This is a genomic window from Mesorhizobium sp. M6A.T.Cr.TU.016.01.1.1 (genome assembly GCF_003952585.1).
GTDB lineage: Bacteria > Pseudomonadota > Alphaproteobacteria > Rhizobiales > Rhizobiaceae > Mesorhizobium > Mesorhizobium mediterraneum.
In genome coordinates this window covers 696,008-720,843 of sequence record NZ_CP034452.1, presented here as the reverse complement: position 1 = coordinate 720,843, position 24,836 = coordinate 696,008, and the positions used below count along the sequence as shown (strand labels likewise).

The window sequence follows — 24,836 nt, the reverse complement described above, 5'->3', positions numbered from 1 at the left end:
CCTCTCAATCGATCGTAATTGCGCCCTCAACCTGGTTCTCTGCTGGTCGTAGGACAGGCGCGAGGTTGGCGCTCTATGGCGCCCCCCTCTGTCCTGCCGGACATCTCCCCCACGAGGGGGGAGATCGAACTCTCACCCCGCACTACTTTGCGGATAGCAAATGATCGAGAGATAGCGCATCGGCAGTTGCGTCAGCACTTCCGGTCCGTGCGGCGCATCCGCGTCGAAGAACAGGCTGTCGCCGGGCTTCATTGGGTAGAGATTGCTGCCGTGCCGGTAAACGACCTCGCCCTCGAGCATGTAGAGGAACTCCATGCCTTCATGCTGGAAGGTCGGAAACACATCGGAATCCTCGGTCAGCGTGATCAGATAGGGCTCGACGACAACGCCGCTGGTGTTCGAGCCGATATGGCCGAGCAGATTGTACTGGTGGCCGGCGCGCGTGCCGCGGCGCTCGACATCGAGCCCTTCGCCGGCCTTGACGAAGACGGCGCTGCGCTCTTCCTCGAAGCGGCGAAAGAAAGCGGTGACCGGAACGCCGAGCGCTCGTGACAGCGCCTGCAATGTCGTCAGCGACGGCGAGGTGATGCCGTTTTCGATCTTCGACAGCATGCCAAGCGAAATGTCGGTGGCGGCCGCAAGATCGGCGACGGTGATGCCGAGTTTTTTGCGAAACGCCCGCACCTCGCGGCCGATCGCCACCTCCAGGACTTTTTCGCGGATATCGCGAACGGCGTGCGGGTCCTGGGTCAGTGGCGTCCGGATCGTTGCCACGCCCTTCGGCGATGGCTTGGTCTTGGCGGGGGCTGCCCCATTCCTGACATTGGAAGCTTTCTTCGCCATGTCGCCACCCCGGGGGTTTTGCGGATTTATTTCACTCACGGTGAACATATTCGGTGCCGACACAGGAGCGCAACCGCCCCACAAGCGATCCACGATCGATTTGTTTGTTTTCCATACCCATGACGATCAGGTTTCGCTGAAATCCGGCCTGGCGAAAACGAGGTTTCGCAACAAGGCCTGTTGACAGCATCGAAGGGGCAATTACTGTCCTGTCAGTGAAATTTGTTTCGTTAGAGAAATGAGATCGGGAGGCCCGCAATGAAAAGTCGTGTTGCCGTCATTGGAGCCGGACCTTCCGGTATGGCCCAGCTTCGAGCCTTCAAGGCGGCTGCCGACAAGGGCGCGGACATCCCGGAAATCGTCTGCTTCGAAAAGCAGTCCGACTGGGGCGGCCTGTGGAATTACACCTGGCGCACCGGCCTCGACGAGCATGGCGACCCGGTGCATGGCTCGATGTACCGTTACCTCTGGTCGAACGGACCGAAGGAATGCCTCGAATTCGCCGACTATACGTTCGAGGAGCATTTCGGCCGGCCGATCGGCTCCTATCCGCCGCGCGCCGTGCTGTGGGACTACATCAAGGGCCGCGTCGAAAAATCCGGCGTGCGCAAATGGGTGCGCTTCAACAGCCCGGTGCGCATGGTGACCTTCTCCGACGCGACGAAAAAGTTCACCGTCACCGCGCATGACCGCGCCAACGACGTCACCTATTCGGAGGAGTTCGACAACGTAGTCGTTGCCTCCGGGCATTTTTCCGTGCCCAACGTTCCCTATTTCGAGGGTTTTTCGAGCTTCAATGGCCGCATCCTGCACAGCCACGATTTCCGCGACGCCATGGAATTCAAGGGCAAGGACATATTGATCATCGGCCGCTCCTATTCGGCCGAGGATATTGGCTCGCAATGCTACAAATACGGCGCGAAATCGATCACCTCCAGCTACCGCTCGAAGCCGATGGGCTTCAAATGGCCTGACAATTGGAAGGAAGTGCCGCTGCTGCAGAAGGTCATCGGCAAGACCGCGCATTTCAAGGATGGCAGCACCAGGGATGTCGACGCCATTATCCTGTGCACCGGCTACCTGCACGCCTTCCCGTTCCTCACCGAGGATCTGAAGCTCAAGACCGCCAACCGCATGTGGCCAGACGGGCTCTACGAGGGCGTCGTCTGGGAGAAGAACCCGCGGCTGTCCTATATTGGCATGCAGGACCAGTTCTACACCTTCAACATGTTCGACGCGCAGGCCTGGTTCGCCCGCGATGTCATCATGGGCCGCATCAAGCTGCCTTCGGCCGAGGCGATGGCGGAACACGGCAGGAAGTGGCGGGCGCGCGAGGAAACGCTGGAAGACGCCGAGCAGATGATCTGGTTCCAGGGCGACTACACCAAGGAGCTGATGGAGCAGACCGACTATCCCGGCTTCGATGTCGAGGCTGTCAACCAGACCTTCATGGAGTGGGAGCACCACAAGGTGGAAGACATTATGAGCTTCCGCGACCACGCCTACCGCTCGCTGATGACCGGCACGATGGCGCCGCTGCACCATACGCCGTGGTTGCAAGCGATGGACGATTCGATGGAGAGCTATCTGGAAGTGAAAGGGGTGGCGGCGGAATAGCGACTTCCTCGCGGGCCGGACTGCATGACAGCCTGCCAGCTTGCAACCCATCGAACCGTCAAATCCTCTATGCAGAGGTCTAGTTAAAGCGCTTCGCGTTTGGATGGATTTATGCGACGCGCTTTAAGTTCTTTTTTATGCATGTCGTTACCGCAAACCCGCTGCGCACTTTTGCGCGACATGCGTTACTTGCTGCGGGCCTCGCGCACGTCTTTCGTCGCCTCAATGATCCGCTCGAGCAAGGCATGGAGATCGTCGCGGTGGCCGCTGCGGCCTGCGGGGCCGTCTTCATCGGATGTCATGACCACGGTCAGCGCGCGCCCGGGCACAACATAGACCATCTGCCCGCCATACCCCCACCCGTAGAAGACCGCTTCGCCCGCGATCTGACGGATGAACCAACCATAGCCATAACCGTCACCGGTGAAACGGGAGGCGGTGCGTGGCTGCCAGGAGAGCTTGATCCAATCGGCCGGCACGAGTTGCCGCCCGCCGCGGCTCATCCCGCCGCTGCGGTAGAGATCCCCAAAGGCGAGCAGCGAGCGCGGGCTCATGGCCATCTGGTTGCCGCCGAGATAGATGCCCTGTGGGTCCCGGTCCCAGGCGGCGACGGAAAAGCCCTCCTGCGGCCCCAGCCATTCGCGTGCCAGTTCCAGCGTTGAGCGGCCGGTCCGGCGCGTCAGGATCGCCGAAAGGAGATGGGTCGAGCCGGTGGAATAGAGCATGGCACCGCCCGGTTCGTCGTCGAAGGGCATGGCGAGCGCTGTCCGCACCCAGTTGTCGCTTGCCACCCAGCGCCCGTAGTTTGGGCCGGAGGTCCGACCCAGCCCTGCTTGCATGGAAAGCAGATGACCGATCGTAACCTGCTGGAGCCGCGGATCCACGTCGGCGGGCAGGTCGGCCTGAAGAAGCGGAGCGATCTTCTGGTCAGTGCCTTGGAGCATGCCCTTGTCGATGGCGATGCCGACGAGCGCGGAGATGATCGACTTGGAGGCGGATTTTATGTTGGCCGGACGTGCCGGAGAGTGGCCGCGATAGCCACGCTCCGCCACCACCGCGCCCTCATGCGCGATGGCGACCGTGCGCAGCGGCGTCAGGCGCTCGGCCTCATCAAAGAGCTTTTCAAGCCGCTCCTCCAGGCCATCCGCACCGTGAGCAGTGACGGAAAGGATGAGGAGGAAAGCTAGAATCACTGTGGGGCGCTTCAGCATGAAGCCAGCTTGGGATGCATTTTGGGCAAGACGAAGGTGGGGGCGCGCGATCCTATCCCAGCCTTGCCCGTGCCTTCGCCGTCCAGGCGTTGAACAGCCGGTCGGCGACGATGCCGATGAACGCGATGGCGAGGCCCGCGACGATGCCGCGGCCGGAATCGGCCTTGGACAGCGCGATGAACACCTCCTGGCCGAGGTCGCGCGTGCCGACCATGGCGCAGATGATGATCATCGCCAGCGCCATCAGGATCGTCTGGTTGACCCCGAGCATGATCTCAGGCAACGCCAGCGGCAGTTGCACGCGCAGGAACGTCTGGCGCTTGGTGCAGCCCGACACCTTTGCCGCCTCGATCAGTGCCGGTGGCACCTGCCTGAGGCCGTGATTTGTGTAGCGGATGGCCGGCACCACCGCGAAGGCGACCGTGGCGATCATCGCCGTCACGTCGCCGACGCGAAACAGCATCACCACCGGGATGATGAAGCAGAACGACGGCAGCACCTGCAAAGTGTCGATGATCGGCGTGACGACCTTCTCGACGCGGTCGCTGCGCGATGCCATCAGCCCGATCGGGATGCCGATCAGGCAAGCGATGAAAGCCGAGATGCCGCAGAGATAGACCGTCGCCATGGTTTTTTCCCAGAGGCCGGTCACCGCGCAGAACACGGTCAGCGCCGCAACCAGGGCGGCCAGGCGAAGGCCGCCGAGCTGGTAGCCGGCAAGACCGAGCAGGAACACCGCGCCCAGCCATGGAAAGCCCTCGCAGAAGGCGCGCACCGGGTTCAGCACATTGAGGATCAGCGCCACGCGGAACGCTTCGATCGTGTCGAAGAAGTTGATCGTGATCCAGCTCACCGCCGTCTTCCACAGGGGTGCGGTGGTGAAGGTGATCACCTTCGGCACCGCGGCGAAGGCCGGCACGAACAGGCCAAGCAGCGTCGTGGCCGCAAGGACGGCGATAGCCAGCGTCAGATTGGGGTAGCGCCGCCAAAAGCTCGGGCTCACCTCCTGATAGACATGGCCTTGCGCGTGATTGCGCGCGATCGCCTGGCTCAGCCGGTCGAGCGCGATTGCCAGCGCCACGATGGCGAGGCCGGCCTCCATAGCTTCGCCGACCTTCAGCGCCCTGAGCGCCAGCAGCACGTCGTAGCCGAGGCCACCGGCGCCGATCATCGAAGCGATAATCACCATGTTGAGCGCCAGCATGATGACCTGATTGACGCCGACCATCAGCGTTGGACGCGCCGAGGGCAAAAGCACGCGCCACAATTTCTGGCGCGCGGTGCAGCCGGCCATCTCGCTGAAATCGTCGATTTCGGACGGCACCCGCGACAGTCCCAGCATTGTCGCGCGCACCATTGGCGGCGTCGCGAAAATGGCCGTCGCGATCATCGCCGAAACCGGGCTGTTGCCGAACAAAAGCAGCATCGGGATCAGATAAGCGAAGGTCGGGATGGTCTGCATCAGATCAAGGGCAGGGGAGATCAACAGCCTCTCCGCCCATGGCTTGCGCCACGCCCAGATGCCGACGAACAATCCGGTGACGATGCAGAACGGCACGGCGATGGAGATCAGCCCCAGCGTCAGCATGGCGCTGGTCCATTGGCCGAACAGCGCAATGTAGAGAAAACAGCCGCCGACCAGCGCGCCGAGCTTCCAGCCGCCGGCGGCGCGTCCGGCCAGGAATGCGGCGGCACAGACGCCAACCCACGACAGACGCGGCAGAACGATCATATCCGCACCACGGCCGATCTTGAAATTCTTGGCGAGCAGATTGAGCGCGAAATCGAGCGGCACGCTGAGCGCCGCGGTGATCGACCGCGTCAGCCAGGAAAAGTTCGACTTTATCAGGTTCATCAGCGCGCTGACCCAGTCGGCGACGGGAACGATTGCGCTGGCCGGATAGTTGACGGCCCATGGCAGCCTGTCCTGCAGTAGGAATACGGCAAGCACGGCGGCGAGGGCGCAGGCCCAGATCGCCAGCCAGGTCTGAACCGGCCGGGGTCTCGCTGCGCTGGCGCTTGCCGTCACCGTCATGCGCCGGCCCCATGACGATCGATGCCTGCCAGAAGATCGATCACCGCTTGCGGCGTGACCTCGCCGATCGGCTTGCCGGTGCCGTTGACCACCGCGAACGGCTTGCCGGCGGAGACGATGCTTGCCGAAAAACTTGATATCTTGGCATCCGGCGCAACCGCGCCGCCATGCTCGGTGCCGTCGCAGGCGCGCATCAGGCTTCGCGCCGAGATCACCTTGGCGCGGTCGACGTCGCGGGTGAATTCGGCGACATAGTCGGTCGCCGGATTGACCACCAGCTCTTCCGGCGTGCCGATCTGGATGACCTCGCCGTCCTTCATGATGGCGATGCGGTCGGCCAGCCGGATGGCCTCGTCGAAATCATGGGTGATGAAGACGATGGTCTTGTGCAGCATGGTCTGGAGCCGCATCAGCTCGTCCTGCATCTCGCGGCGGATCAGCGGATCGAGTGCCGAGAACGGCTCGTCGAGAAACCAGATTTCCGGCTTGGTGGCGAGGCTGCGGGCGATGCCGACCCGCTGCTGCTGGCCGCCGGAAAGCTCACGCGGATAGAAATGCTCGCGCCCGCGCAAGCCGACGAGCTCGATCACTTCCCGCGCGCGCTTCTCGCGCGTCGGCCGGTGCTGCCCCTGGATGCCCAGGGGAAAGGCGATGTTCTCCAGCACGTTCAGATGCGGCAGCAGGGCAAAATTCTGGAACACCATCCCCATGCGGTGGCGCCGCAATTCGATCAGCGCGGCATCGGAGATCTTCAGCAGATCCTTGCCCTCGAACTCGACCTTGCCATGCGTCGGCTCGACCAGTCGCGACATGCAGCGCACCAGCGTCGACTTGCCCGACCCCGAAAGCCCCATGATGATGAAGATCTCGCCTTGGCGGATTTCGAGGTCGACGGCGCGCACGGCGCCGACCAGCCCGGCCGCAGCGACGTCCGCCATGCTGGCCTTGCCGTTGCGTTGGCGGATGAAATTTGCCGCGTTCGCCCCGAACAGCTTCCAGACGTTGCGGCAGGCAAGTTTTATCGGGCGGGCATCGTTTGGCGTGCCTGCCGCTTGCGGCACCTGTTCGGTCGTATCGCCCATGCAGTCGTCCTTCTGGAATATGAGATAGAGACCCGGTCATGAATGACCGAGTCCCGCAGTTTTCCAGTTGGAACGATCACTCGGCCCAGGCTTTCCAGTCGGCTTCGTGGGCGGCGATCCAGGCAGCGGCGACGTCTTCCGGCGTCTTGCCTTCGAGATCGATCTCGCCGCTCATCTTGTTGAGCTCGTCGGTGTCGACCGTGTAGTTTTTCGCAACCTTATAGGCGACCGGCCATTTGTCCTTCATGCCGGCCCAGGAATATTTCCAGATCTCGCCATGCGGCTTGCCGCAGTCATATTTGGCGTCCGGGTTCGTGCCCCATTTCGGATCGTTGTAGCACTCCGCCGTATGGTCGGGGAATTCGACCCATTCGCCCTTGTATTTGGCTGGCGCCCAATGTGGCGAATAGACCCACAGCATGATCGGCGCCTTGCGCTGGTAGGCCGATTCCAGTTCGGCGAACATCGCCGCATCGGTACCGGCATGGATGACGGTGAAGGGCAGCTTCAGCGCCGCGGCACGCTCGTCGTCGAAGCCTTCCCATGTCACGGGGCCGCCGAGATAGCGGCCGTTCGGCGCCGTTTCGGCGGTCGAGAAGGCTTCGGCGCATTTGGGGTCCTTCAGCGCCTCCCAGTTCGGCAGGCCGGGGCATTTCTCCTTCATGTATTCGGGATACCACCATTCTTCCTTGGCCTTGGGCCCGAGCTTGCCGAGGCGTTCGGTCTGCCCGGTCGCATCCGAGGCCTTCATGGCTTCGCCGGCCGTCGTGTCCCAGAATTCCATGGCGACAGAGAGGTCGCCATTGGTGAGGCCGGTGGTCAGGCTGGAGAGATAGTCGGCGGTCGGGTACTCGACCGTGTATCCAAGCTTTTCAAGAATGCCGCCGAGGATCTTTGCGTTCAGATTGACACTGGTCCAGTCGAACAGCGCGATCTTGATCGGGTCGTTGGATTCCGGCGCCGCAGCCTGGGCCGAAGGCGTCAGTGCACTTGCCGCGGCAAGTGTTAGTGCTCCCATTGATAGTCTCGAAATCATACTCCGCAGTGACATGCTTGTTCTCCTGTCAAGCTCTGGTGGAAGTTATCGTTCGTTCCCTTCTTCTCGTCTTTTTTTGATTGTGTTGGAAAAGCTGGTCGTTGCGCAAGGCCATAGGCACCACATTGCTGCCGGCGCAGACGGAATGATGCCCAATTCGATGAAGATGTCGTGCGGGACGGGTCGCATCATGGCTGCCGTGCTGCCGAAGCAGTGATCCGCGGATCGATCGCCGGTCTTGCGGCGCCCTCAAGCTTGCGAGCCATCAAGGTCCTATGATGTCGGCTGTCGCCGAAGCCATTTTCATGGGATGAAATTATATATACCAACGTTCATGTCGCGCAACGCATAATGCTATTCGCAGGCGGGTAAGGCGGGGTCCGAAGGAGGATCGACGGCGTTGCGCCTCGCGCGCCTCTTCCTTCTCCCCTTGTGAGGGCTTTGCACGGGGAGCGAAGTGGATTTCGGTGGTCAGTGAGGGCCTTTTTGAAGGCCGGCAGAGCGGTTTTCCGCGGCCCTTGCGGGGCCTTTGTCGGTTTAGGCAGCCATCCTGCCGGATTGTGGACGCACTCCTCCCTCATGTCCGCCTCTCATCGGGTGGATAGAGGACGCCAATCATGGTGCGCAGATTGTAAGCGCAGGCGGCCAGTATGCACTGCGTGCGGTTGGTGGCGAGGTTGAAGAAGCGCAGGCGTCGCATGCCGTAACGCTCCTTGAACACGGCGAAAGGCCGCTCCACTGCCGCCCGCACCTTGGCGATCAGCCGGTTGCGCAGCTTGTGGCGCGGCGGCAACTCGGGGTGATGCTTGTTGGGCCGCCGCATCAGCCGGTCCTTAATGTTGGCGGCGGCGAGCCGGGCATGGCGGGCGTGGGTGTAATAGGCTTGATCGCCATAGGCCGCCTTCTCGTCGCCGCAGATCAACTGGTCGGCCGGCTCGGTGTCGGTGACCGAGGCGTCGCTCGCCTCGACACGCCGGATCAAGGTGTGCTCCTGGTCGACGCCGATGTGCATCTTGTAGCCGAAGGTGCTCTTCTTGCCCTTCTTGCCCCAACGCGCATCCTTGTCGGCCGACGGCTTGACCGGACCTTGGTGGCCCTTTTTCGGCTGCTTGGGCGGACGGCCACGAGCCTGCAGGAACGTGGCATCGACCAAGGTGCCGCGCTTGACGATCAGGCCCTTCTCCTCCAGCTGACGGTTGATCTCCTCAAAGACCTTGTCGATCAGTCGCTCACGCGTCAGCTCCTCGCGGAAGCGCCACAGTGTCGAATGGTCGGGCGTGCGGTCCGAAAGGCTGAAACCGGCAAAGCGGCGGAACGACAATCGGTCCCGGATCTGCGCCTCAAGCGCCGGATCGCTCAGCCCATGCCACATGCCCAGCAAAAGACAGCGCACCAGCGGTTCCGCCGGATAGCTGGTGTTGCCCGAGCCAGGACCGCTGCGCTGACCCAGCAATGTTCGGATCGGCGCCCAGTCCAGTTCCTTCGATACTAGGTCGAAAATCGTCTCATCCGACGCCGCCAGACCGTCCGCCAGACTCAACTGACCCAAAACACGATCCGCCATCCCGAATCTCCCTGCTCCAACCTTCACCACAGAATCACCGTTCGGCTTCTGTGCAAAGGTCTCCTTGTGGGAGAAGGTGGCCGAGCGAAGCTCGGTCGGATGAGGGGTGCTCCAGCTTGGCACTAACAGCGCTCCGGCCAGCACCCCTCAACCGTCTTGGCGCTGCGCGCCAATCCACCTTCTCCCACAAGGGGAGAAGGAAAGAAGCGGTGGCGCCTCACGACATGATCAGGCCGCCATCGACATTGATGGTTTGACCGGTGATGTAGGCTGCGTCGTTGCTGGCCAGAAAGCTGACCAGGCCGGAAACATCCTCGCCGCTGCCGGCGCGGCCCATCGGGATATTCTTCACCCATTCGGCCATCAGCTCGCCCGGCTTGTAGTCGCCCATCAGCTTGCCCCATGCCGCGTCGTTGTAGGCCCACATGTCGGTGTCGATGATGCCGGGACAGATCGCATTGACTGTGATCTTCTCCTTGGCCACTTCCTTGGCAAGACTCTGGGTGATGCCGACGACGCCGAATTTCGACGCCGCATAGTGCGGCGTGTAGATAAAACCCTGCCGCGCCTGTCCGGAGGCGGTATTGATCAGCCGGCCGCCGTCGCCATGCTTGCGGATGCGCGCGATCGCCTCCTGGCAGCACAGGAACACGCCCTTGGTGTTGACCGCCATCACCTTGTCCCATTCGGCCTCGGTCATCGCCTCGATCCTGGCGATGGTGATGACGCCGGCATTCTGCACGGAGATATCGACGCGGCCGAATTGCTGCTCGGCCAGATCGTAGAGGGCAGCGACCTCGTCCTTCTTGGTCACGTCCATGCGCAGTGATGCGACCTTGGCGCCTTCCGCCTTCAGTCCGGCAGCGACCTCATCGACGCGCGGGTCGATGGCGCTGACGACGACCGCAGCACCTTCCGCCGCGAACCGCCTGGCCATCGCCGCACCGATGCCGCCGCTGGCGCCGGTGATGACTGCCGTCTTACCTTCAAATCGCTTCTGCATTTTCTCTCCTACCAGCAGACGAAGCCGCCATCGACGATCAGGTCGATGCCGGTGACGAAACTCGAGGCGCGGCTGGCCAGGAACACGGTCGGCCCGACCATCTCCTCCGGCGCCGCCATGCGCCCCATTGGTGTATCGCGCTCGAAAATCCTGACCTGGTCGGCGACCTCCGGCCGCTTGTTCATCGGAGTCAGCGTATAGCCGGGACTGACGACGTTGACGCGCAGGCCGCGATCGGCCCATTCCATGGCAAGGCTCTTCGACATGTGGATGACGGCGGCCTTGGATGAATTGTAATGCGCCTGAGTCAGGCCGCGATTGACGATCGAGCCCGACATCGAGGCGATGTTGATGATCGAGCCCTTGCGCCGCGTCAGCATCGCGCGCGCTTCGGCCTGGCAGGACAGGAACACGCCGCTGACATTGACGTCGTAGAGCTTCTGCCATTTCTCCAGCGACAGTGTCTCGGCCGGCTCGGCCGCGGCAACGCCGGCATTGTTGACGGCGATGGTCAGCGCGCCGAGCTCCTTCTCCGTGCGTTCGATCGCTGCCGCGAGATCGGCCTCTGAAGTCACCGTGCCGGTCAGCACCAACGCCTTGCGGCCAAGCGCCGAGATCCTGTGCGCGGTCTCGTCCAGCCCGCCCTTCGAGGCATGGCCGAAACAGGCGATATCGGCGCCGGCTTCGGCTAGGCCGATGGCGATCGCTTGCCCGATGCCGCTCCCCGCGCCGGTGACGAGAGCAACGTCCCCATGAAGATCGAATAATTTCATCGAAATGTTCCCTGTTGAGCCGCCGGTGCCGCCTAGGAGGAAGGGGCGCCAGTCTTGGCTGGCGCCCCGCGCGGTCCGGTGCTTGGGAGGGTATCACCTGCTGCGCTTTGTTCCGATTCCCCGATCGCTGGTTACGTCCTAGCTTGTGGCAAGTTCCATGACGGCGACGTTGCTCGCTTCGCTGCGGTCGAGAATTCCGCGCTGGCGGCCACGGCTAAGCACCAGCACGCGATGCGACAACCCGAGCACTTCCTCGAGATCGGAGCTCACCACCACCACCGCCATGCCGGAGCGGGCGAGGTCGGCGATGACATCGTAGATCGCCGCGCGCGCGCCGACATCGATGCCGCGTGTCGGCTCGTCCAGGATGAACACCTTGGGCGGCCGTGAAATCCATTTGGCGATGATCACCTTCTGCTGATTGCCGCCGGAAAGCTTGCTGATCGCCTGGTTCGGCCGGCCCTTGACGCCGAGCCTGGAGATGCCGGCCTCGGCGAATTTCTGCACTGCTTTCGGGAACACCCAGCCGTTCGGCGCGACATGGTCGAAATTGCCGATCGCCAGATTTTCGCCGATGGTTTGGTCGAGCACCACGCCTTGCGCTTTGCGGTCTTCCGGCACCAGCACGACGCCGGCCTTGATCGCGGCCGCTGGGCCGTTGAGATGCACAGGTTTGCCGGCGACGCGCACCGAGCCGGAAGAAATCGGATCGGCGCCGGCGATCGCCCGCACCAGCTCCGTGCGGCCGGCGCCGATCAGCCCGGCGATGCCGAGGATTTCGCCGGCCCGCACCGAAAAGCTGACATTCTGAAAACTGCGTTCCGGCGAGGACAGGTTCTCGACTTCGAGCAGCGCCTCGCTGCCCGGCTCCGAGAGCGGCGGGAACATCCGCTCGACGCTGCGGCCGACCATCTGCTCAACCACGGTGCGCACCGGAATGTCGGCGCGCTCGTGCCGGGCGACGATGCGCCCGTCGCGCATCACCACCACGCGGTCTGCGATTTGGGCGATCTCGTCCAGCCGGTGGCTGATATAGATGAAGGACATGCCTTCCGCCTTGAGCTTGCGGATCTGCTTGAACAACAGCTCCGTTTCCTCGCTGCCAAGCGCTGCCGTCGGTTCGTCGAAGATCAGAAGCTCGGCATTGAGCGTCAGCGCTTTTGCGATCTCGACTTGCTGCTGGGCGGCGATGCGCAGCGTGCGCACCTTGCGCTCCGGCGAGACATCGAGGCCGAGGCGCCTCAGCTGCGCCGATGCCTGCGCATTCATTGCCGCGCGGTCGATGCGGCCGCCGCGCATCGGCAGGCGCCCGACATAGACGTTTTCGGCCACCGACAAATCCGGCAGCAGCTTCAGCTCCTGGTGGATCATGCCGACGCCTGCGTCGATGGCCGCGGCAGGAGAGGCGGGGGAATAGGGTTTCCCCCGCCATGTGATGCTGCCGGCATCGGGTTTGGTCGAGCCGGCGATGATGTTCGAAACGGTGGACTTGCCCGCGCCATTTTCTCCAAGCAGCGCCACGACCTCTCCCGGTCGCACCTCGAAGCTCGCATCGGCCAGGACCTGGACCGGTCCGTAGCTCTTGCAGAGGCCGCTGACGAAGAGCCCCAGATGGGGGGTCTGCGTATGGCTGGGATCCAAGGACATCGTTCCGCTACCGATTGTCAGGGATGCTTGGCGATGAATTGATCGACATTGTCCTTGGTGGTCAGCGTCGCGTCCTGCAGCTGTTCCGCGGCAACGGTTTCGCCGGCCACCAGCTTGATCGCCGCATCGACGGCAAGCCGGCCCATGCCTTGTGTCTGCTGCGTCGCGGTCACGTCGAAGACGCCGCCTTTTAGTGCCTTCAGCGCCGCCACGTCGCCGTCGAAGCCGGCAACCCAGACCTTGTGGCCGGGATTGGCGACCTTGACCGCTTGTGCAGCACCGAGCGCCAGCGCGTCGGCCTGGCCGATGACGATCGAGACGTCGGGATGCGACTGCAGCAGGTCCTGCGTCAGCTTGAAGCCTTCGTCCTGGTGCCAGCCTTCGCTCCACAGCTCGCCGACCACCTTGATGTCGGGATAGGCGCTCAGCGCTTCGCCACAGCCCTTCGACCGGTCGACCTCGGGCGTCGTGCCTTTCTGGCCATGGATGATGATCAGCTCGCCCCTGCCGCCGGCCTGCTTGGCGATGTAGTCGCAAACCGCCTTGGCCGATGCCACGCTGTTGGTGGCGATGAAGGTGTCGCCGGGCGCGCCGTCGGCGTTGCGGTCGACATTGATGACCGGGATGCCTGCAGCCTTGGCCGTCTTGGTCGGCACGGTGGCGGCGGTAGCGCCGGCCGGGATGTAGATCAGCGCATCGATATTTTGCGTGATCAGGTCCTGCACCTGGCTGACCTGGGTCGCCGAATCGCCCTTGGCGTCGACGGTGACGATTTCGATGCCCTTTTCCTTGCCGTAGGCTTCGACGGACTGCTTGATCTGGTTGAAGAAGTCGGCCTGCAGATTGGCGACGGCAAGGCCAAGCTTCTTGGCCTCCTTGGCCGAGGCCATGTCGGATAATCCGAGCAGCGGAATGACGGCCGCGGCAGCAAGCAGCAATGAACGTTTGGTCAGCATGTGTTTCCTCCGTTGATGTTCAAATCTGTTCTGCCGGCGCATCACGGCGCCCTTAGCCGAACAACTCCCAGTTCGGATCAACCGATCCGTTTTCGCCCGGACACCCGGGCGAATTCTTCATTGCGTTCTGCGCCGCCATGTGTCCGTGGCAACCGCCAGCGCGATCACGACACCGATCACCACCTGCTGGATGAAGGGCGACACGCCGAGCAGGTTCAGCCCATTGCGCAGCACGCCGATGATGAGCACGCCGATGGCGGTGCCGCCGATCGAGCCGACGCCGCCCGATAGGCTGGCGCCGCCGATCACCACCGCCGCGATCGTGTCCAGCTCGTAGCCGAAACCGGAGCTCGGCTGGACGGAATCGAGCCGTGCTGCAAGCACGATGCCGGCGAGCCCGGCCAGCACGCCGCAGATCGCATAGACCCAGTTGGTCAGCGACTTGACCGGTATGCCGGACAGCCTGGCGACCTCGGCGCTGCCGCCGATGGCATAGAGGCTGCGGCCGGTCGCGCGGTAATTCAGGAAGATCGCGAAGATGATGGCCAGCACGATCATCAGCCCGACGGTGACCGACAGGAAGCCGAAATGGCGAATGATCGACAGGCTGGTGAACCAGTCGGGAAAGCCGATGATCTGCGAGCCGTCGGTGATCATGTTGGCAAGACCGCGCGCCACCGACATCATGGCCAGCGTGGCGATGAAGGGCGGCAGCTTGGTGACGGTCACGAGCAGGCCTGAAACCAGCCCGCAAAGTCCAGCAACGACAAGTGCCGTGACGATCCCAGCGGGCATGCCGAGATTGAGATAGTCAGGGTGGGCGACAAAACCCATCACCATGGCGGCGAGCGCCAGGACGGAGCCGACGGACAGGTCAATGCCGCCGATCAGGATGACCAGCGTCATGCCGATCGCCATGATGCCGAGCACCGTGACCTGGTCGAGCACGTTGAGGATGTTGCGGACAGTCAGGAACGTGTCGGTGGTCAGCGACAGGGCAAGGCACAGCAGCACCAGCCCGATCAGCGGTCCCATGGTCCCGGCGAACAGGGCAGAAAGCTTCGCGCCCTGCGCACCTGGGCCGGCCTTCAACTCGCTTGCACCGTTGCTCACAGCCATTTTGTCTCCTCCACCAGCAGTTCGGCGATACGTCGCCGGCTCGCCGTTGTTCACCAGGCACCTCCCTGTGAACAATTTATCTTTGGTATGCAATTTTGTTCAGCTAAACTGTTCGTCGGAAAATTGTCAAGGCCCGCGACATCATTCCACTCTGGTTTGCGCCGCCAGGCGGCTTGCTTTACGGAAGAGCACGAAATGCCGCGTTTCAGGCCCGGTCTCATCCCTGCGAATTCATTCCAGCTGCTTGAGCAGGGCAGGACGGCCAAGACAAAGTAAATGTTGACCATTTGGCTTTCATCTCGCGTTGTGGACGTTATCCTGTCGATATCTTAAATCTTGAATCCTGGGCACGCAGAACGATTTCGTGTCGCTTGGTCGGATATGCCATCTGAATGGCATTTAAGGATCCGGACGACCGCGGGAGGGCAAAAAGATGGCGATGATAGAGAATGACAAGGCCTCGCGCTTCCCGGATGTCGAGCTGAAGGCCCGTGCCGCGTGGCACTATTATGTCGAGGGTCTGACGCAGGAGAGGATTTCGGAGATCCTCGGCATCGGCCGCATCAAGGTGCATCGCATCCTCTCCGCTGCGCGCGAAGAGGGCGTCGTCCAGTTCCGCATCCGCGACAGCGTCGTCGAATGCATGGTGCTGGAAGAGGCTCTGAAGCAGCGTTTCGGGCTCAGCCAGGCCGTTGTGGTGCCGTCGGCCGCCGACCGGAGCAACGCGCCGCTGATGATCGGCCATGCCGCGGGCGCCTATCTGGCCGACAATGTGAATGCCGGCGATGTCATCGCGCTCGGCTGGGGGCGGACGCTGAAATTCGCCATCAATGAATTGCCGCGGCGGCCGATCGCCAGGACGACGGTGGTCTCCATGCTGGGCGGCCTCACGCACGCCCAGCCGCTCAACCCGACCGAAAGCGCTTGGGAATTCGCCGAAAAGATCGGCGCCGAGTGCTTTTTGCTGCCGGTGCCGGTCTATGCCGACAGGCCGGAGCAGCGCGACGCCTTCATGAGCCAGCGCAGCGTTCAGGACGTCGTTTTCCGCGCGCGCCGGGCAAACATCGCCGTGCTCAGTGTCGGTTCGTTTTCCAACGACAGCCCGATCGCCAATTACGGCTTCATCAAGCCCAGCGAACTCGAGGAGCTGCAGGCGGCTGGCGCGGTTGGCGATATTTTATGTCATTTCATCGACGCCGAGGGCCGCCTCGTCGACCATGAGGTCAATCGCCGGGTCTGCGCCTATCCGCTGCAGGACTTGGCGGACATCCCGGCCATCATCCTGGTTTCGGGAGGGCAGGAAAAAATTGCCATTATGCGGGCGGCGCTCGCCAACACCAAGGTGTCGGTTCTGATCACCGACGAGGATGCGGCCAAGGGCCTGCTCAACCGCTAGATATCGCTGCGCTGAGGATTTAACGACTGTGTTGAAAAGAGATTGAGCCCGATCTCAAATACAGCGGCGCAGAATTCTGCTCTGTAGCGATCCTTCCCACCCCCCTCTGTCCTGCCGGACATCTCCCCCGCAAGGAGGGAGATTGCGCGCTCAGCCGCTTTTGCCAATCTCCAGCGTTGTAGGAGCGGGCGGAGCGTCGAAGCTGCCGATCTCCCCACTTGCGGGGGAGATGGCCGGCAGGCCAGAGGGGGTGCTGTCCCGCCGACATCTCAAAGGCTGAGTCCGAAAGGTCTCCGACCTGTCAAAATCTCTAAACTTGTCCAACTTCGCCGAGACGCACGTGGATGTCGCGCGTCGCCTGATAGAGGTCGCGGTAGATCGCCTTACGGGCGCGGTAGCCGGAGATCAGGCCGTCGACCGGATCGACATGCCTGGTGGGGGGCGTGGCCATCGCTTCGGCCGCAATCTCGGGCGAGGCAAACCATCCTATCGCCGAAGCCGCCAGCATGGCGGCGCCGAGCGCTGCGGCTTCGTTGACTGGCGAGACGGAGAGCGGCCGTTCGAGCACGGTTGCCATGATCCGCACCAGCAGGGCGCAGTTGGTGCCGCCGCCGGCAGCTATCATCGCCGCCGGTTTGCCGCCGGCTTGAGTTTCCATTGCCTCGCTGGCGATGGCCTGCTCGAAGGCGATGCCTTCCAGAACCGCTCGAAAAAGGTGCTTCGGCTCATGGTCGAGCGACAGGCCGACAATGGCGCCGCGCGCCGCGCCGTCCCAATATGGACTCATGACGCCAGCCCAGTACGGCATGACAAGCAGTCCCTCGCTGCCGGCGGCAACGTCCACCGCCGCTTTTTCAAGTGCGGCGGCAGACGGCGAACCGGTCGTGCGAACGATCCAGTCGACCAGCTGCATGCCCGAGCGCAACACGGTCTCCAGCATGAATCCCGAGCCGGTCGGCGAGACCAGCGTTCGAAACGCGTCCGATGTCGTGATCCCATGGGAATAGCAGCCGCTGACGACGCCCGAGCCGAGCGAAAGATAGCTTTTGCCTTCGTCGTAGACCCCCATGCCGAGGCCCATCGCCTGGCCGTCGCCGGCGCCGGCGACGACAGGCGTGCCGGCTTTCAGGCCGGTCAGTCGGGCCACGCTTTCAATAAGTCCACCGCAGATCGCGCCGGGCGTGACCAGCTCCGGCAACTGGTCCGGCCGCAGCCCGGCGGCCGCAACGAGCTCAGGGTGCCAGGTGCCATTCTTGACATCGAGCAGCCCGAGCGGATCCGCACTTGCCGTGCTGGTGACCAGATGTCCGGTCAGCCGGTGGACGAAGAAGCCATGCACGTCGACGATTGCGGCTGCGTCGTCGAGCGCTTGCGGCTGGTGTTCGGCAAGCCAGCGAACAGCATAGAGCGCGGGCGTCGGGTCCGGTGGCTTGCCGCTCCAGTCGCGGATCGCCTCGCGGCCGAGTTCGGACGACAGCCTTATAACTTGCGGGCGAGCACGCTCATCCAGCCACAAGATCGCCGGAATGAGCGGCTTGCCGGCATGATCGATCAGCGTGAAAGTCTCGCGCTGGTGAGCGATGGAGATCGCCGCCACGCGCGAAGCGCCCACCGCCTCAGCGACCCGCTTCAATGCACCGAGCAGTGCGGTCCACCAATGTTCGGCATCCTGCTCGAAATGGCCGGGCTTGGGATTTGAAAGCGGATAGGCTTCGCGCGCATGGAACAGCTCCTTGCCGTCGCGCGTGAAAGCGATCGCCTTCACGGCCGTCGTCGAGGCGTCGATCCCGATTACGACATCGTCCATCAGGCGGTTATCCGGTGGAGTCAGGCTGCGTTTGTAACGAACCGCCCGTCCGATTGGTCGAGACGACGGCGGATCTGGGTTATCACCATCGAATCGTCGGGTACACAATTTTCATAGGTGAGGAAGTCGCCGGTCTTGACCGGCTTGACCACCTTGGCGCGCTCGGCGAGGCCGAGCGGCAGGGCGCCGCGGGCGCGCGCGTCCTCCCAGGTCATGGCGAAGCCGCGATAGTCGTTCTCGCCGATCATGCCGAGCGATTGGCCGAGGCCAAGATCGCTCTTGGCAACCGCCACCGCCTCGGCCACCGGATGGTCGAGCGGCTCCATGTCGGCGCGCTTGTAGACCACGGCGCGCGCCGCCGACAGCGGCACTTCGAGGCTGGTCAGGTGATAGGGACGGAAGATCGTGAAATAGGGGCCCTTGCCGACCTTGAGGTCGACCATGCGCTCCAGCACCCGCGGATGCCGGGTCTCGATGATGCAGAACACGCCGGGCGCCACGCCCTTGCCGATCGAATAGTCGACCACGCCCTTGCGATGCAACACGCCGCCATCCTCGCGCGGGCAAAGCACGCTGGCGAGTTCCTCAAGCGTTGCTGTCGGGCCATGCATCCCCGGCACGTCGGGCACCAGGCCGGTGGCATTGGCGATCGCCACCATCTCGATCGCCGTTTTCGAGCCGTCGACGAACTCGACCAGCATGCGCGCATTCATGTTGCGCTCGGCCGCCTCCTTCTCGTAGTCGGCCGGCATGGCATCGATCTTCAGCGGATTGTTCTTGCCCTTGCCGGCGGCGATGATGTTGAAGCCGAGGCTTTTGGCAAAGCCGATGATCTCCAGCGTGCAGGCGGGCTCGTCGCCGGCCGCGCCCGTATAGACGACGCCGGCCTTGCGCGCTTCCTCTTTCAGGAAGCGGCCGATGGTGATGTCGGCCTCGACATTCAGCATGACGATGTGCTTGCCGTTCTTCATCACTTCGAGCGCGAACAGCGTGCCGATGTTGGGATTGCCTGTCGCGTCGATGATGACGTCGATGCGGCCGGCGGATGCCAGCGCATGCAGGTCTTCGGTCACCGCGATCTTGCCGGCCTCGATGGCACGGTCGATCGCCGCCGCATTGCCGGCTTGCACGATGTCGGAGCGGTCGTGGCCGGCGAGAAGTGCTGCGTCGATCGCCGCCTGCGGCCTAACCTCGGAAATGGCGCCGATCCGCATGCCCGGCATCAGCGCGACCTGGACGACAATGTCGGTGCCCATCTGCCCGGCGCCGGCAAGCCCGATGGTGATCGGTCCCTGCTTTTCAGCGCGTTGCAAAAGTTCCGCTGCAAACTGCGGATGGGCCATATCGCTTCCTCCAGTTCCTGACGCGCCGCAGCGTCGAGATCATCATTCTGAACATTCCTATTTCCAAATGAAAAATATTTCAACCTGCAATTCGGCAGCCGTCTTCCCAAAATTGTGTGATTTCGATTTGCGCCCCTTGGCATGCGGCTTGAGTGCGCAGCCGGCCAGTGCATGTCGCCCAGAAGTCCGCAGCGGTTTTGGGATAACGACATGCATAAAAGCAAAGGCCTAAAGCGATCGATTGGATCCGTTTCAACGCGACGCGCTTTAGGGAGCGGAGAAGGGCGGTGTATCTTTAGGATGCAGACGGCGATGACCGAGACGCATGCTCGGCGCATGCCAGTATCTCAGCTTCCGACCGCGAAGAACGGCGCGCCGAGCAGGTCGGGAACGACATCGATGCCGAGACCCGGCCCGTCCGGAATGCCCATGCGGCTGCCCGTGACCGGCGGCATGTTCGATGCGGTGCGCACCGTCACCCATTCGTGGAAGGCGATGGCGTGCAGCCGGCGCTCCTCCGGCGTCGACAGCGACAGATGCGCCATCGCTGACGTGTCGATCTCTGCGCCGCCGGTGTCCTCGACGGTGATCATGAAGCCCAGGTCGACCGCAAGATCACGGATCTGGCGCGTCTTGGTCACGCCGCCCAGCCGCGAGATTTTCAGCGTCAGCCCGTCGGCCGCGCCCTTGCGGTGGATGTCGAGCATGTCGTCCAGCGAGGCGACGGATTCATCCAGCACCATCGGCTTGTCGAGCGAGCGGCGCACCGACATGCATTCGTCGATCGTGGCGCAGGGCTGCTCGAACGTGTAGTCGATGGCGCGCGTCGCATCGACGAACTGGCGCGCCTGATAGGGCGTCCAGCCGGCATTGGCGTCACAGAAGATCACCGTGCCTTTCGGCACCGAAGCGGCGACCGCGGTGACGCGCTCGATGTCGTCATGGACGTTGCCGCCGACCTTGACCTGCAGCCGGTGAAACCCGTCCTTGACGATGCGCTTGGCAAGTGCGGCCATGGCGTCGACCGTGCCATGGGTGACGACCTTGTAGAGTTCCGCCGTCTCGCTCTCGCGTCCACCGAGCAGCGTGACCAGCGGCACGTCGGCTGCGCGTGCGGCAAGATCTGAGCACGCCATGTCCAGCGCCGACTTGATGTAGGGATGGCCCTTGAACACCGTGTCCATCAGCCGGCCGATACTGGCCAAGGCCCGGGGATCGTGGCCGAGCAGATGCGGCGCGATTTCTATGATGCCGGCGCGCGTGCCGGCTGCGAAGGCGGGGGAGTAGAAATTGCCGAGCGGCGCCATCTCGCCCCAGCCGGTCAGCCCGCTATCGGAGGTAATGGCGACGATCACCGCGTCGAACGCATCGGCGACACGCCCCTTGGACATGCGGTAGGGCCCGTCCACGAAGGGCTGCACGACATGGTAGGCTTTGATGGTTTTGATCTGCACGTGTTTATCCGTTGTTCGCGATGTTCAGATTTGCTGCCGGTTGGCAACCGTCGCCTTGGCGCCTTTTGAAGCTCGCTGTTCGAAGCTGCGCGCATAGGCAAGCAGTTCCTCGAAATCGAGGTCGATATGCTCGCGGGCATGGCGCTGGGCGGCGCGCATGTCGGAGCCCTTCAGCAGCCGCACATAGGTCTCGTGGATGTCTTCGGCAGGTACCGGCTCTTTGCGCGCCCGCTGGTGGAGGGCAAAATACATCTGCAGCCGGCTGGCCAGGCGCTGCCAGGTCTCCAGCAACACTGAATTGTCGGCCCATTCATGGATCAGGCCGTGCAATTGCAGCGCCGTTTCGATCTGGCGGGTGGTGTCGAGGTTGCGCGTCGCCTGTTTCACCGCCTCGTGCCTCCGATCGAGCTCATCAAAGAAGCGCTGGTCGCGCAGCCGCCAGGTCAGTTCGATGGCGAACGCGTCCAGCACCTTGTTGAGCGAATAGGCATCGTCGATGTCCTTGGCGGTCACGTCGATGACGAAGGTTCCGGCGTAGGGAATGCTGGTCAGGATGCCTTCCTGCACCAGTTCGCGCATCGCTTCGCGCAGCGGCGCGCGGCTCACCCGCATCTGCTCGGCAATCCTAAGCTCGTTGAGTTTTTGCCCCGGTTCCAGCTGGCCCGTCAGGATCGCGCGCCTGAGCAACGCCACGATCTCGGCGCGCCTTGTCGTATCCGCGATCGGAGCAAAATCCAGCTTCCCCATTCGGTCACTCCAAAAGGAGCCGAAATCAAGCAGATTGTCGACAATCTAACAAGTGGTTATTTCTGGATTCCGGGCAGAACGTCGGTGACTTCGTTCTCACGCAGCCCGGCCGTAAAAGCCGACCCGTTCCTCGTCGCTGAACATCACGCCTGATTTCTCATAGTAGGAGAACACCGCGATCATGCGTTCGCGCTCGCCTTCGACTGTGGTGACGCGATGCGCTGTGTTCTTGCCACGGAAGACGTTCAGCGTGCCCGGCTTCATGCGCAGTATCTTCGCCTCGGGGTCGCGCCCTTCGAGCAGCCTGGCGACGCCGTCGTAATTGGGATTGTCGTCCGACCGGAGATCGGTGCGGTATTCGAGGTCGCCGCCGCGTTGCGCCGCCTGCAACAGTAGCGTCGTGGTGAATTCCGAGCGATCGAAATGCCAGTTCAGCGCCTCGCCGGCGCGGTAGGCCATCACATTGGTGCGCGCCAGCGGGTCCTGCATGACATGCAGCTGCGTCTTCCCCATCGCCGCCGCCAGGAAGTGCAGCAGCGGCTCGTATTCGTAGATGGCGAGGGCCAGGCTGCCAGGAATCTGGTCGGCGCAGACCGTATGGCTGATGGTCTCGACCTTGCGCAACGCGGGATGGTCTGGAGCGAGCTCCGGGATATCGGGCTTGAAGTAGATGTTATGCAAGCGCCTGTGCACGTGCGACCGGTTGTCCATGACAGGCTGGATTTCCTGTACCGCCCGTTCGGCCACACCGGGCCGCAAAAAATCTTCGAGATTGAACATGCCGTCGGCTTCCAGCGCCGCAATCGAGGTCTCCACGAGGCGCTTCCACTCAGTGCTGCCTTCACGGTCGAGCGGGTAGCGGTCCAGATCGAGAATGTCTTTCATCGTCTCATGCTCCAAGGTTCGGACACAGAAGATGGCAAAAAAATCTTTCTCTCAACGGCGAAAATTATTAGTCTTCCGCAGGAAAAACTTACGGAAGGCTCCATGGAAAGGCTTCCCCCGCTGAACGCGATCAAGGCTTTCGAGGTCGCGGCGCGCGTCGGCAGCTTCACTTTGGCCGCCACCGAACTCGGCGTTTCCTCGGCGGCGGTCAGCCAGCAGATCCGCAATCTCGAGACCTGGTTCGGCAAGCAGCTGTTCGTGCGTAGCGGCAATCGCATCGCGCTGACCGACGCAGGCCATGCGATCTACCCGCAGACGGCGCGCGCGCTGGGCGATATCGCGGCGATCGGGCGGCGCATGCTGGAGGGCGGGCTAAGGACGCGTCTCGTCGTCAGCGTGCCGTTTTCGCTGGCCGAATTGTGGCTGGCGCCCAGGCTGGCCGTTCTTCTCGATGCCTTCCCGCAAATGGCGATCGACGTCCGCGTCGAAGACGATCCCGTCGACCTGATGCGCCAGAACATCGATCTTCGCATCAGCTATGGCGACTATCACTATCCCGGTTTGCGGATGGTCCGCCTCATCCATGACGACGTCCTGCCGGTCTGCGCGCCGGACTTCTGGCAAAGATACGGCAACGATGCATCCAGCCTTGCGGATGTGCACGAGAGCTTGTTCATCCACACCAACTGGGGTCCGAACTATGCCTCGCATCCGACATGGGCGGATTGGTTTTCGGCGTCAGGCGGCAGCCGCGCGCCTGATCCCTCGCATGGGCGCCGTGTCGGTCTGTCCAGCCTGGCGATCGTCTCGGCGAGGCTTGGTCTCGGAATTGCGCTTGGCCAGCGGGCCATGGCCCATGGGGACCTGGAAGCCGGGCGCCTAATCGCGCCCTCGTCGGTATCTCTGCGCCTCGGTCATCCCTATTGCGCCTTCATGCCTGCGTCAAAGGCTGAGCGCGCCGATGTTGCCGGGCTCGTCGCGCTGCTTGGAGCAATTCCAGGAAAAGTGCATAGCGGTTTTCCCGGGAAAAGCGCATCGCGCTTTCCCTAGGGAATTGCGGAAAAACAAACATAGCAAAACGGCGCCCTTGGCGTGGGAGCCGAGGGCGCCGCTGGACCGGACCTGACGGGGGGGTATCAGGTGGCCGGTTTCTGTGGCAGCGGCGAGACCGGCATTCCGGGGCCGATCTTCTGCAGATTGCCTGTGATCACCTGGTCACCTTCCGATACGCCGCTCGAGATGGCCACCAGATCGCCGTTGGTCGGCCCGAGCGAAACGATGCGCTGGTCGACAGTGTTGTCCTTGCCGACGACGTAGAGGTATTTGCCGAGCTGGCTCGATCCCAACGCCGTCTGCGGCACCATCAGCGCATCGGGCTGCTGCTTGATATGCAGCTTCACGCGAACATATTGGCCCGGCAGCAGCGTGAATTTGGCGTTGCCGATCGTCGCCCGTGCGGTGATGGTGCCGGTCGAGCGATCGATCGTGTTGTCGATGAAGGTGAGCTGACCTCTCTGGCGCGGTTCTGTATCGCCGGGAAGCAGGACGTCGACGTCGATCGGCCCCGCCGCGCGGGCTTCCTCGATCTGCGCCAGATCCGTTTCGCTCGGATTGAAGGTGACATAGATCGGGTCGAGCTGCACCAGCGTGTTGAGCACCGTGCCGGCGACGCTGACCAGCGTTCCAACCGAAGCCTGGTTGCGGCCGACGCGCCCGGCGAACGGCGCCTTGATTTCCGAATAACTCAGATTGAGCTCGGCGGTCCGCACAGCCGCTTGGTTCACGGCGAGCGAGGCCTGGGCCTCGCGCAAGCTGCTGGTGCGCTGGTCGAACGCATCCTTGGCGATGTATCCGCTCTTGGCGAGCTCGGTGCCGCGGCCAAGGTTGGAACGGGCATAGTCAAGCGTTGCTTCGTCGCGCTGGACCTGCGCCTTCGCCTGGTCGAGGGCAGCGTGGAAATCCTCTGGAGCGATCTTGTAGAGAAGGTCGCCCTTCTTGACATCGCTGCCGTCGGGCGCAACCTGCTCCTGCAGATAACCCGGCACGCGCGCTTGCAGCGTGATGCTGCGGATCGGCTCGGTGCGGGCCGCATAGTCGAGATAGATCGGGATCGTCTTCTTGACGACGCTCACCACCGGCACCGGCATGACAAACGCTGCGGGCTCGGGCGCCGCGGGTTCGGGCGTTGCCGCTCCTGCCGTGCCGGCGTTGAGGCCGAAATTGCCCATGTCGAGCAAGTGAACGCTCGCCATCGAGATCGCCCCCAGGGCGACGGCCGCTCCCAACGCAATTTTCCATTTACGCATGATCAATTCTCC

Annotated in this window: 20 protein-coding genes; 3 read left to right on the top strand and 17 right to left on the bottom strand. The window is 62.9% G+C overall.

Annotation, left to right across the window (positions count from 1 at the left end; genetic code table 11):
* Positions 1–132: 132 nt before the first annotated feature.
* Positions 133–843 carry an XRE family transcriptional regulator gene (locus EJ075_RS03345; RefSeq protein ID WP_126103349.1) on the bottom strand — a complete coding sequence of 237 codons (711 nt, stop codon included), beginning with the start codon at positions 841–843 and terminating at the stop codon, positions 133–135.
* A gap of 258 nt (positions 844–1,101) precedes the next feature.
* Here EJ075_RS03345 and EJ075_RS03340 point away from each other — a divergent pair, with 258 nt between their 5' ends.
* The gene (locus EJ075_RS03340; protein WP_126103348.1) at positions 1,102–2,460 is read left to right on the top strand and encodes an NAD(P)/FAD-dependent oxidoreductase; all 1,359 of its coding nucleotides are present in this window, start codon (positions 1,102–1,104) and stop codon (positions 2,458–2,460) included.
* Between the two features lie 185 nt (positions 2,461–2,645).
* On the opposite strand, the gene EJ075_RS03335 is transcribed toward EJ075_RS03340, so the two are convergent.
* The 10 genes from EJ075_RS03335 to EJ075_RS03290 all read right to left on the bottom strand — a co-directional run bounded on the left by EJ075_RS03335 (position 2,646) and on the right by EJ075_RS03290 (position 14,886).
* Positions 2,646–3,671, bottom strand: a complete 1,026-nt coding sequence (locus tag EJ075_RS03335; RefSeq protein WP_126103347.1) for a serine hydrolase — start codon at positions 3,669–3,671, stop codon at positions 2,646–2,648.
* 52 nt (positions 3,672–3,723) lie between these two features.
* Positions 3,724–5,706, bottom strand: a complete 1,983-nt coding sequence (locus EJ075_RS03330) for an ABC transporter permease subunit (protein WP_126103346.1) — start codon at positions 5,704–5,706, stop codon at positions 3,724–3,726.
* Positions 5,703–6,788, bottom strand: a complete 1,086-nt coding sequence (locus EJ075_RS03325) for a glycine betaine/L-proline ABC transporter ATP-binding protein (RefSeq protein WP_126103345.1) — start codon at positions 6,786–6,788, stop codon at positions 5,703–5,705. Before EJ075_RS03325 ends, EJ075_RS03330 begins: the two co-directional genes overlap by 4 nt.
* 76 nt (positions 6,789–6,864) lie before the next feature.
* The gene (locus EJ075_RS03320) at positions 6,865–7,839 is read right to left on the bottom strand and encodes an ABC transporter substrate-binding protein (protein ID WP_126103344.1); all 975 of its coding nucleotides are present in this window, start codon (positions 7,837–7,839) and stop codon (positions 6,865–6,867) included.
* 562 nt (positions 7,840–8,401) lie between these two features.
* Positions 8,402–9,388, bottom strand: a complete 987-nt coding sequence (locus tag EJ075_RS03315) for an IS5 family transposase (RefSeq protein WP_126103272.1) — start codon at positions 9,386–9,388, stop codon at positions 8,402–8,404.
* A gap of 217 nt (positions 9,389–9,605) precedes the next feature.
* Positions 9,606–10,391, bottom strand: a complete 786-nt coding sequence (locus tag EJ075_RS03310; RefSeq protein WP_126103343.1) for an SDR family oxidoreductase — start codon at positions 10,389–10,391, stop codon at positions 9,606–9,608.
* Between the two features lie 8 nt (positions 10,392–10,399).
* On the bottom strand, positions 10,400–11,164 hold the full coding sequence (locus tag EJ075_RS03305) for an SDR family oxidoreductase (protein ID WP_126103342.1): 765 nt from the start codon (positions 11,162–11,164) through the stop codon (positions 10,400–10,402).
* Between the two features lie 138 nt (positions 11,165–11,302).
* A complete protein-coding gene (locus tag EJ075_RS03300; protein WP_126103341.1) occupies positions 11,303–12,811 on the bottom strand; it encodes a sugar ABC transporter ATP-binding protein in 1,509 nt (502 codons plus the stop codon).
* A gap of 17 nt (positions 12,812–12,828) precedes the next feature.
* The gene (locus tag EJ075_RS03295; RefSeq protein WP_126103340.1) at positions 12,829–13,767 is read right to left on the bottom strand and encodes a sugar ABC transporter substrate-binding protein; all 939 of its coding nucleotides are present in this window, start codon (positions 13,765–13,767) and stop codon (positions 12,829–12,831) included.
* 117 nt (positions 13,768–13,884) lie between these two features.
* Positions 13,885–14,886 (bottom strand): ABC transporter permease, encoded by a 1,002-nt coding sequence (locus EJ075_RS03290; RefSeq protein WP_126103339.1) that lies wholly within the window; start codon positions 14,884–14,886, stop codon positions 13,885–13,887.
* A gap of 433 nt (positions 14,887–15,319) precedes the next feature.
* On the opposite strand from EJ075_RS03290, the gene EJ075_RS03285 reads away from it, so the two are divergent.
* The gene (locus tag EJ075_RS03285; protein WP_095483908.1) at positions 15,320–16,282 is read left to right on the top strand and encodes a sugar-binding transcriptional regulator; all 963 of its coding nucleotides are present in this window, start codon (positions 15,320–15,322) and stop codon (positions 16,280–16,282) included.
* Between the two features lie 310 nt (positions 16,283–16,592).
* On the opposite strand, the gene EJ075_RS03275 is transcribed toward EJ075_RS03285, so the two are convergent.
* The 5 genes from EJ075_RS03275 to EJ075_RS03255 form a co-directional block, all read right to left on the bottom strand.
* On the bottom strand, positions 16,593–18,089 hold the full coding sequence (locus EJ075_RS03275) for an FGGY family carbohydrate kinase (RefSeq protein WP_126103337.1): 1,497 nt from the start codon (positions 18,087–18,089) through the stop codon (positions 16,593–16,595).
* A gap of 20 nt (positions 18,090–18,109) precedes the next feature.
* Positions 18,110–19,432, bottom strand: a complete 1,323-nt coding sequence (locus EJ075_RS03270; RefSeq protein ID WP_126103336.1) for a homoserine dehydrogenase — start codon at positions 19,430–19,432, stop codon at positions 18,110–18,112.
* 347 nt (positions 19,433–19,779) lie between these two features.
* Positions 19,780–20,886, bottom strand: coding sequence for a mandelate racemase/muconate lactonizing enzyme family protein (locus tag EJ075_RS03265; RefSeq protein ID WP_126103335.1), 1,107 nt, complete (start codon positions 20,884–20,886; stop codon positions 19,780–19,782).
* A 24-nt stretch (positions 20,887–20,910) separates the two neighbouring features.
* Positions 20,911–21,633: a GntR family transcriptional regulator gene (locus EJ075_RS03260; RefSeq protein ID WP_126103334.1), complete on the bottom strand. Its 723-nt coding sequence runs from the start codon at positions 21,631–21,633 to the stop codon at positions 20,911–20,913.
* A gap of 96 nt (positions 21,634–21,729) precedes the next feature.
* Complete coding sequence (locus tag EJ075_RS03255) at positions 21,730–22,518, bottom strand: 2OG-Fe(II) oxygenase (RefSeq protein ID WP_126103333.1); 789 nt, start codon at positions 22,516–22,518, stop codon at positions 21,730–21,732.
* Positions 22,519–22,620: 102 nt separating this feature from the next.
* Here EJ075_RS03255 and EJ075_RS03250 point away from each other — a divergent pair, with 102 nt between their 5' ends.
* Positions 22,621–23,568 (top strand): LysR substrate-binding domain-containing protein, encoded by a 948-nt coding sequence (locus EJ075_RS03250; protein WP_126103332.1) that lies wholly within the window; start codon positions 22,621–22,623, stop codon positions 23,566–23,568.
* Between the two features lie 86 nt (positions 23,569–23,654).
* On the opposite strand, the gene EJ075_RS03245 is transcribed toward EJ075_RS03250, so the two are convergent.
* Positions 23,655–24,824, bottom strand: a complete 1,170-nt coding sequence (locus EJ075_RS03245) for an efflux RND transporter periplasmic adaptor subunit (protein WP_126103331.1) — start codon at positions 24,822–24,824, stop codon at positions 23,655–23,657.
* Between the last annotated feature and the right edge of the window lie 12 nt (positions 24,825–24,836).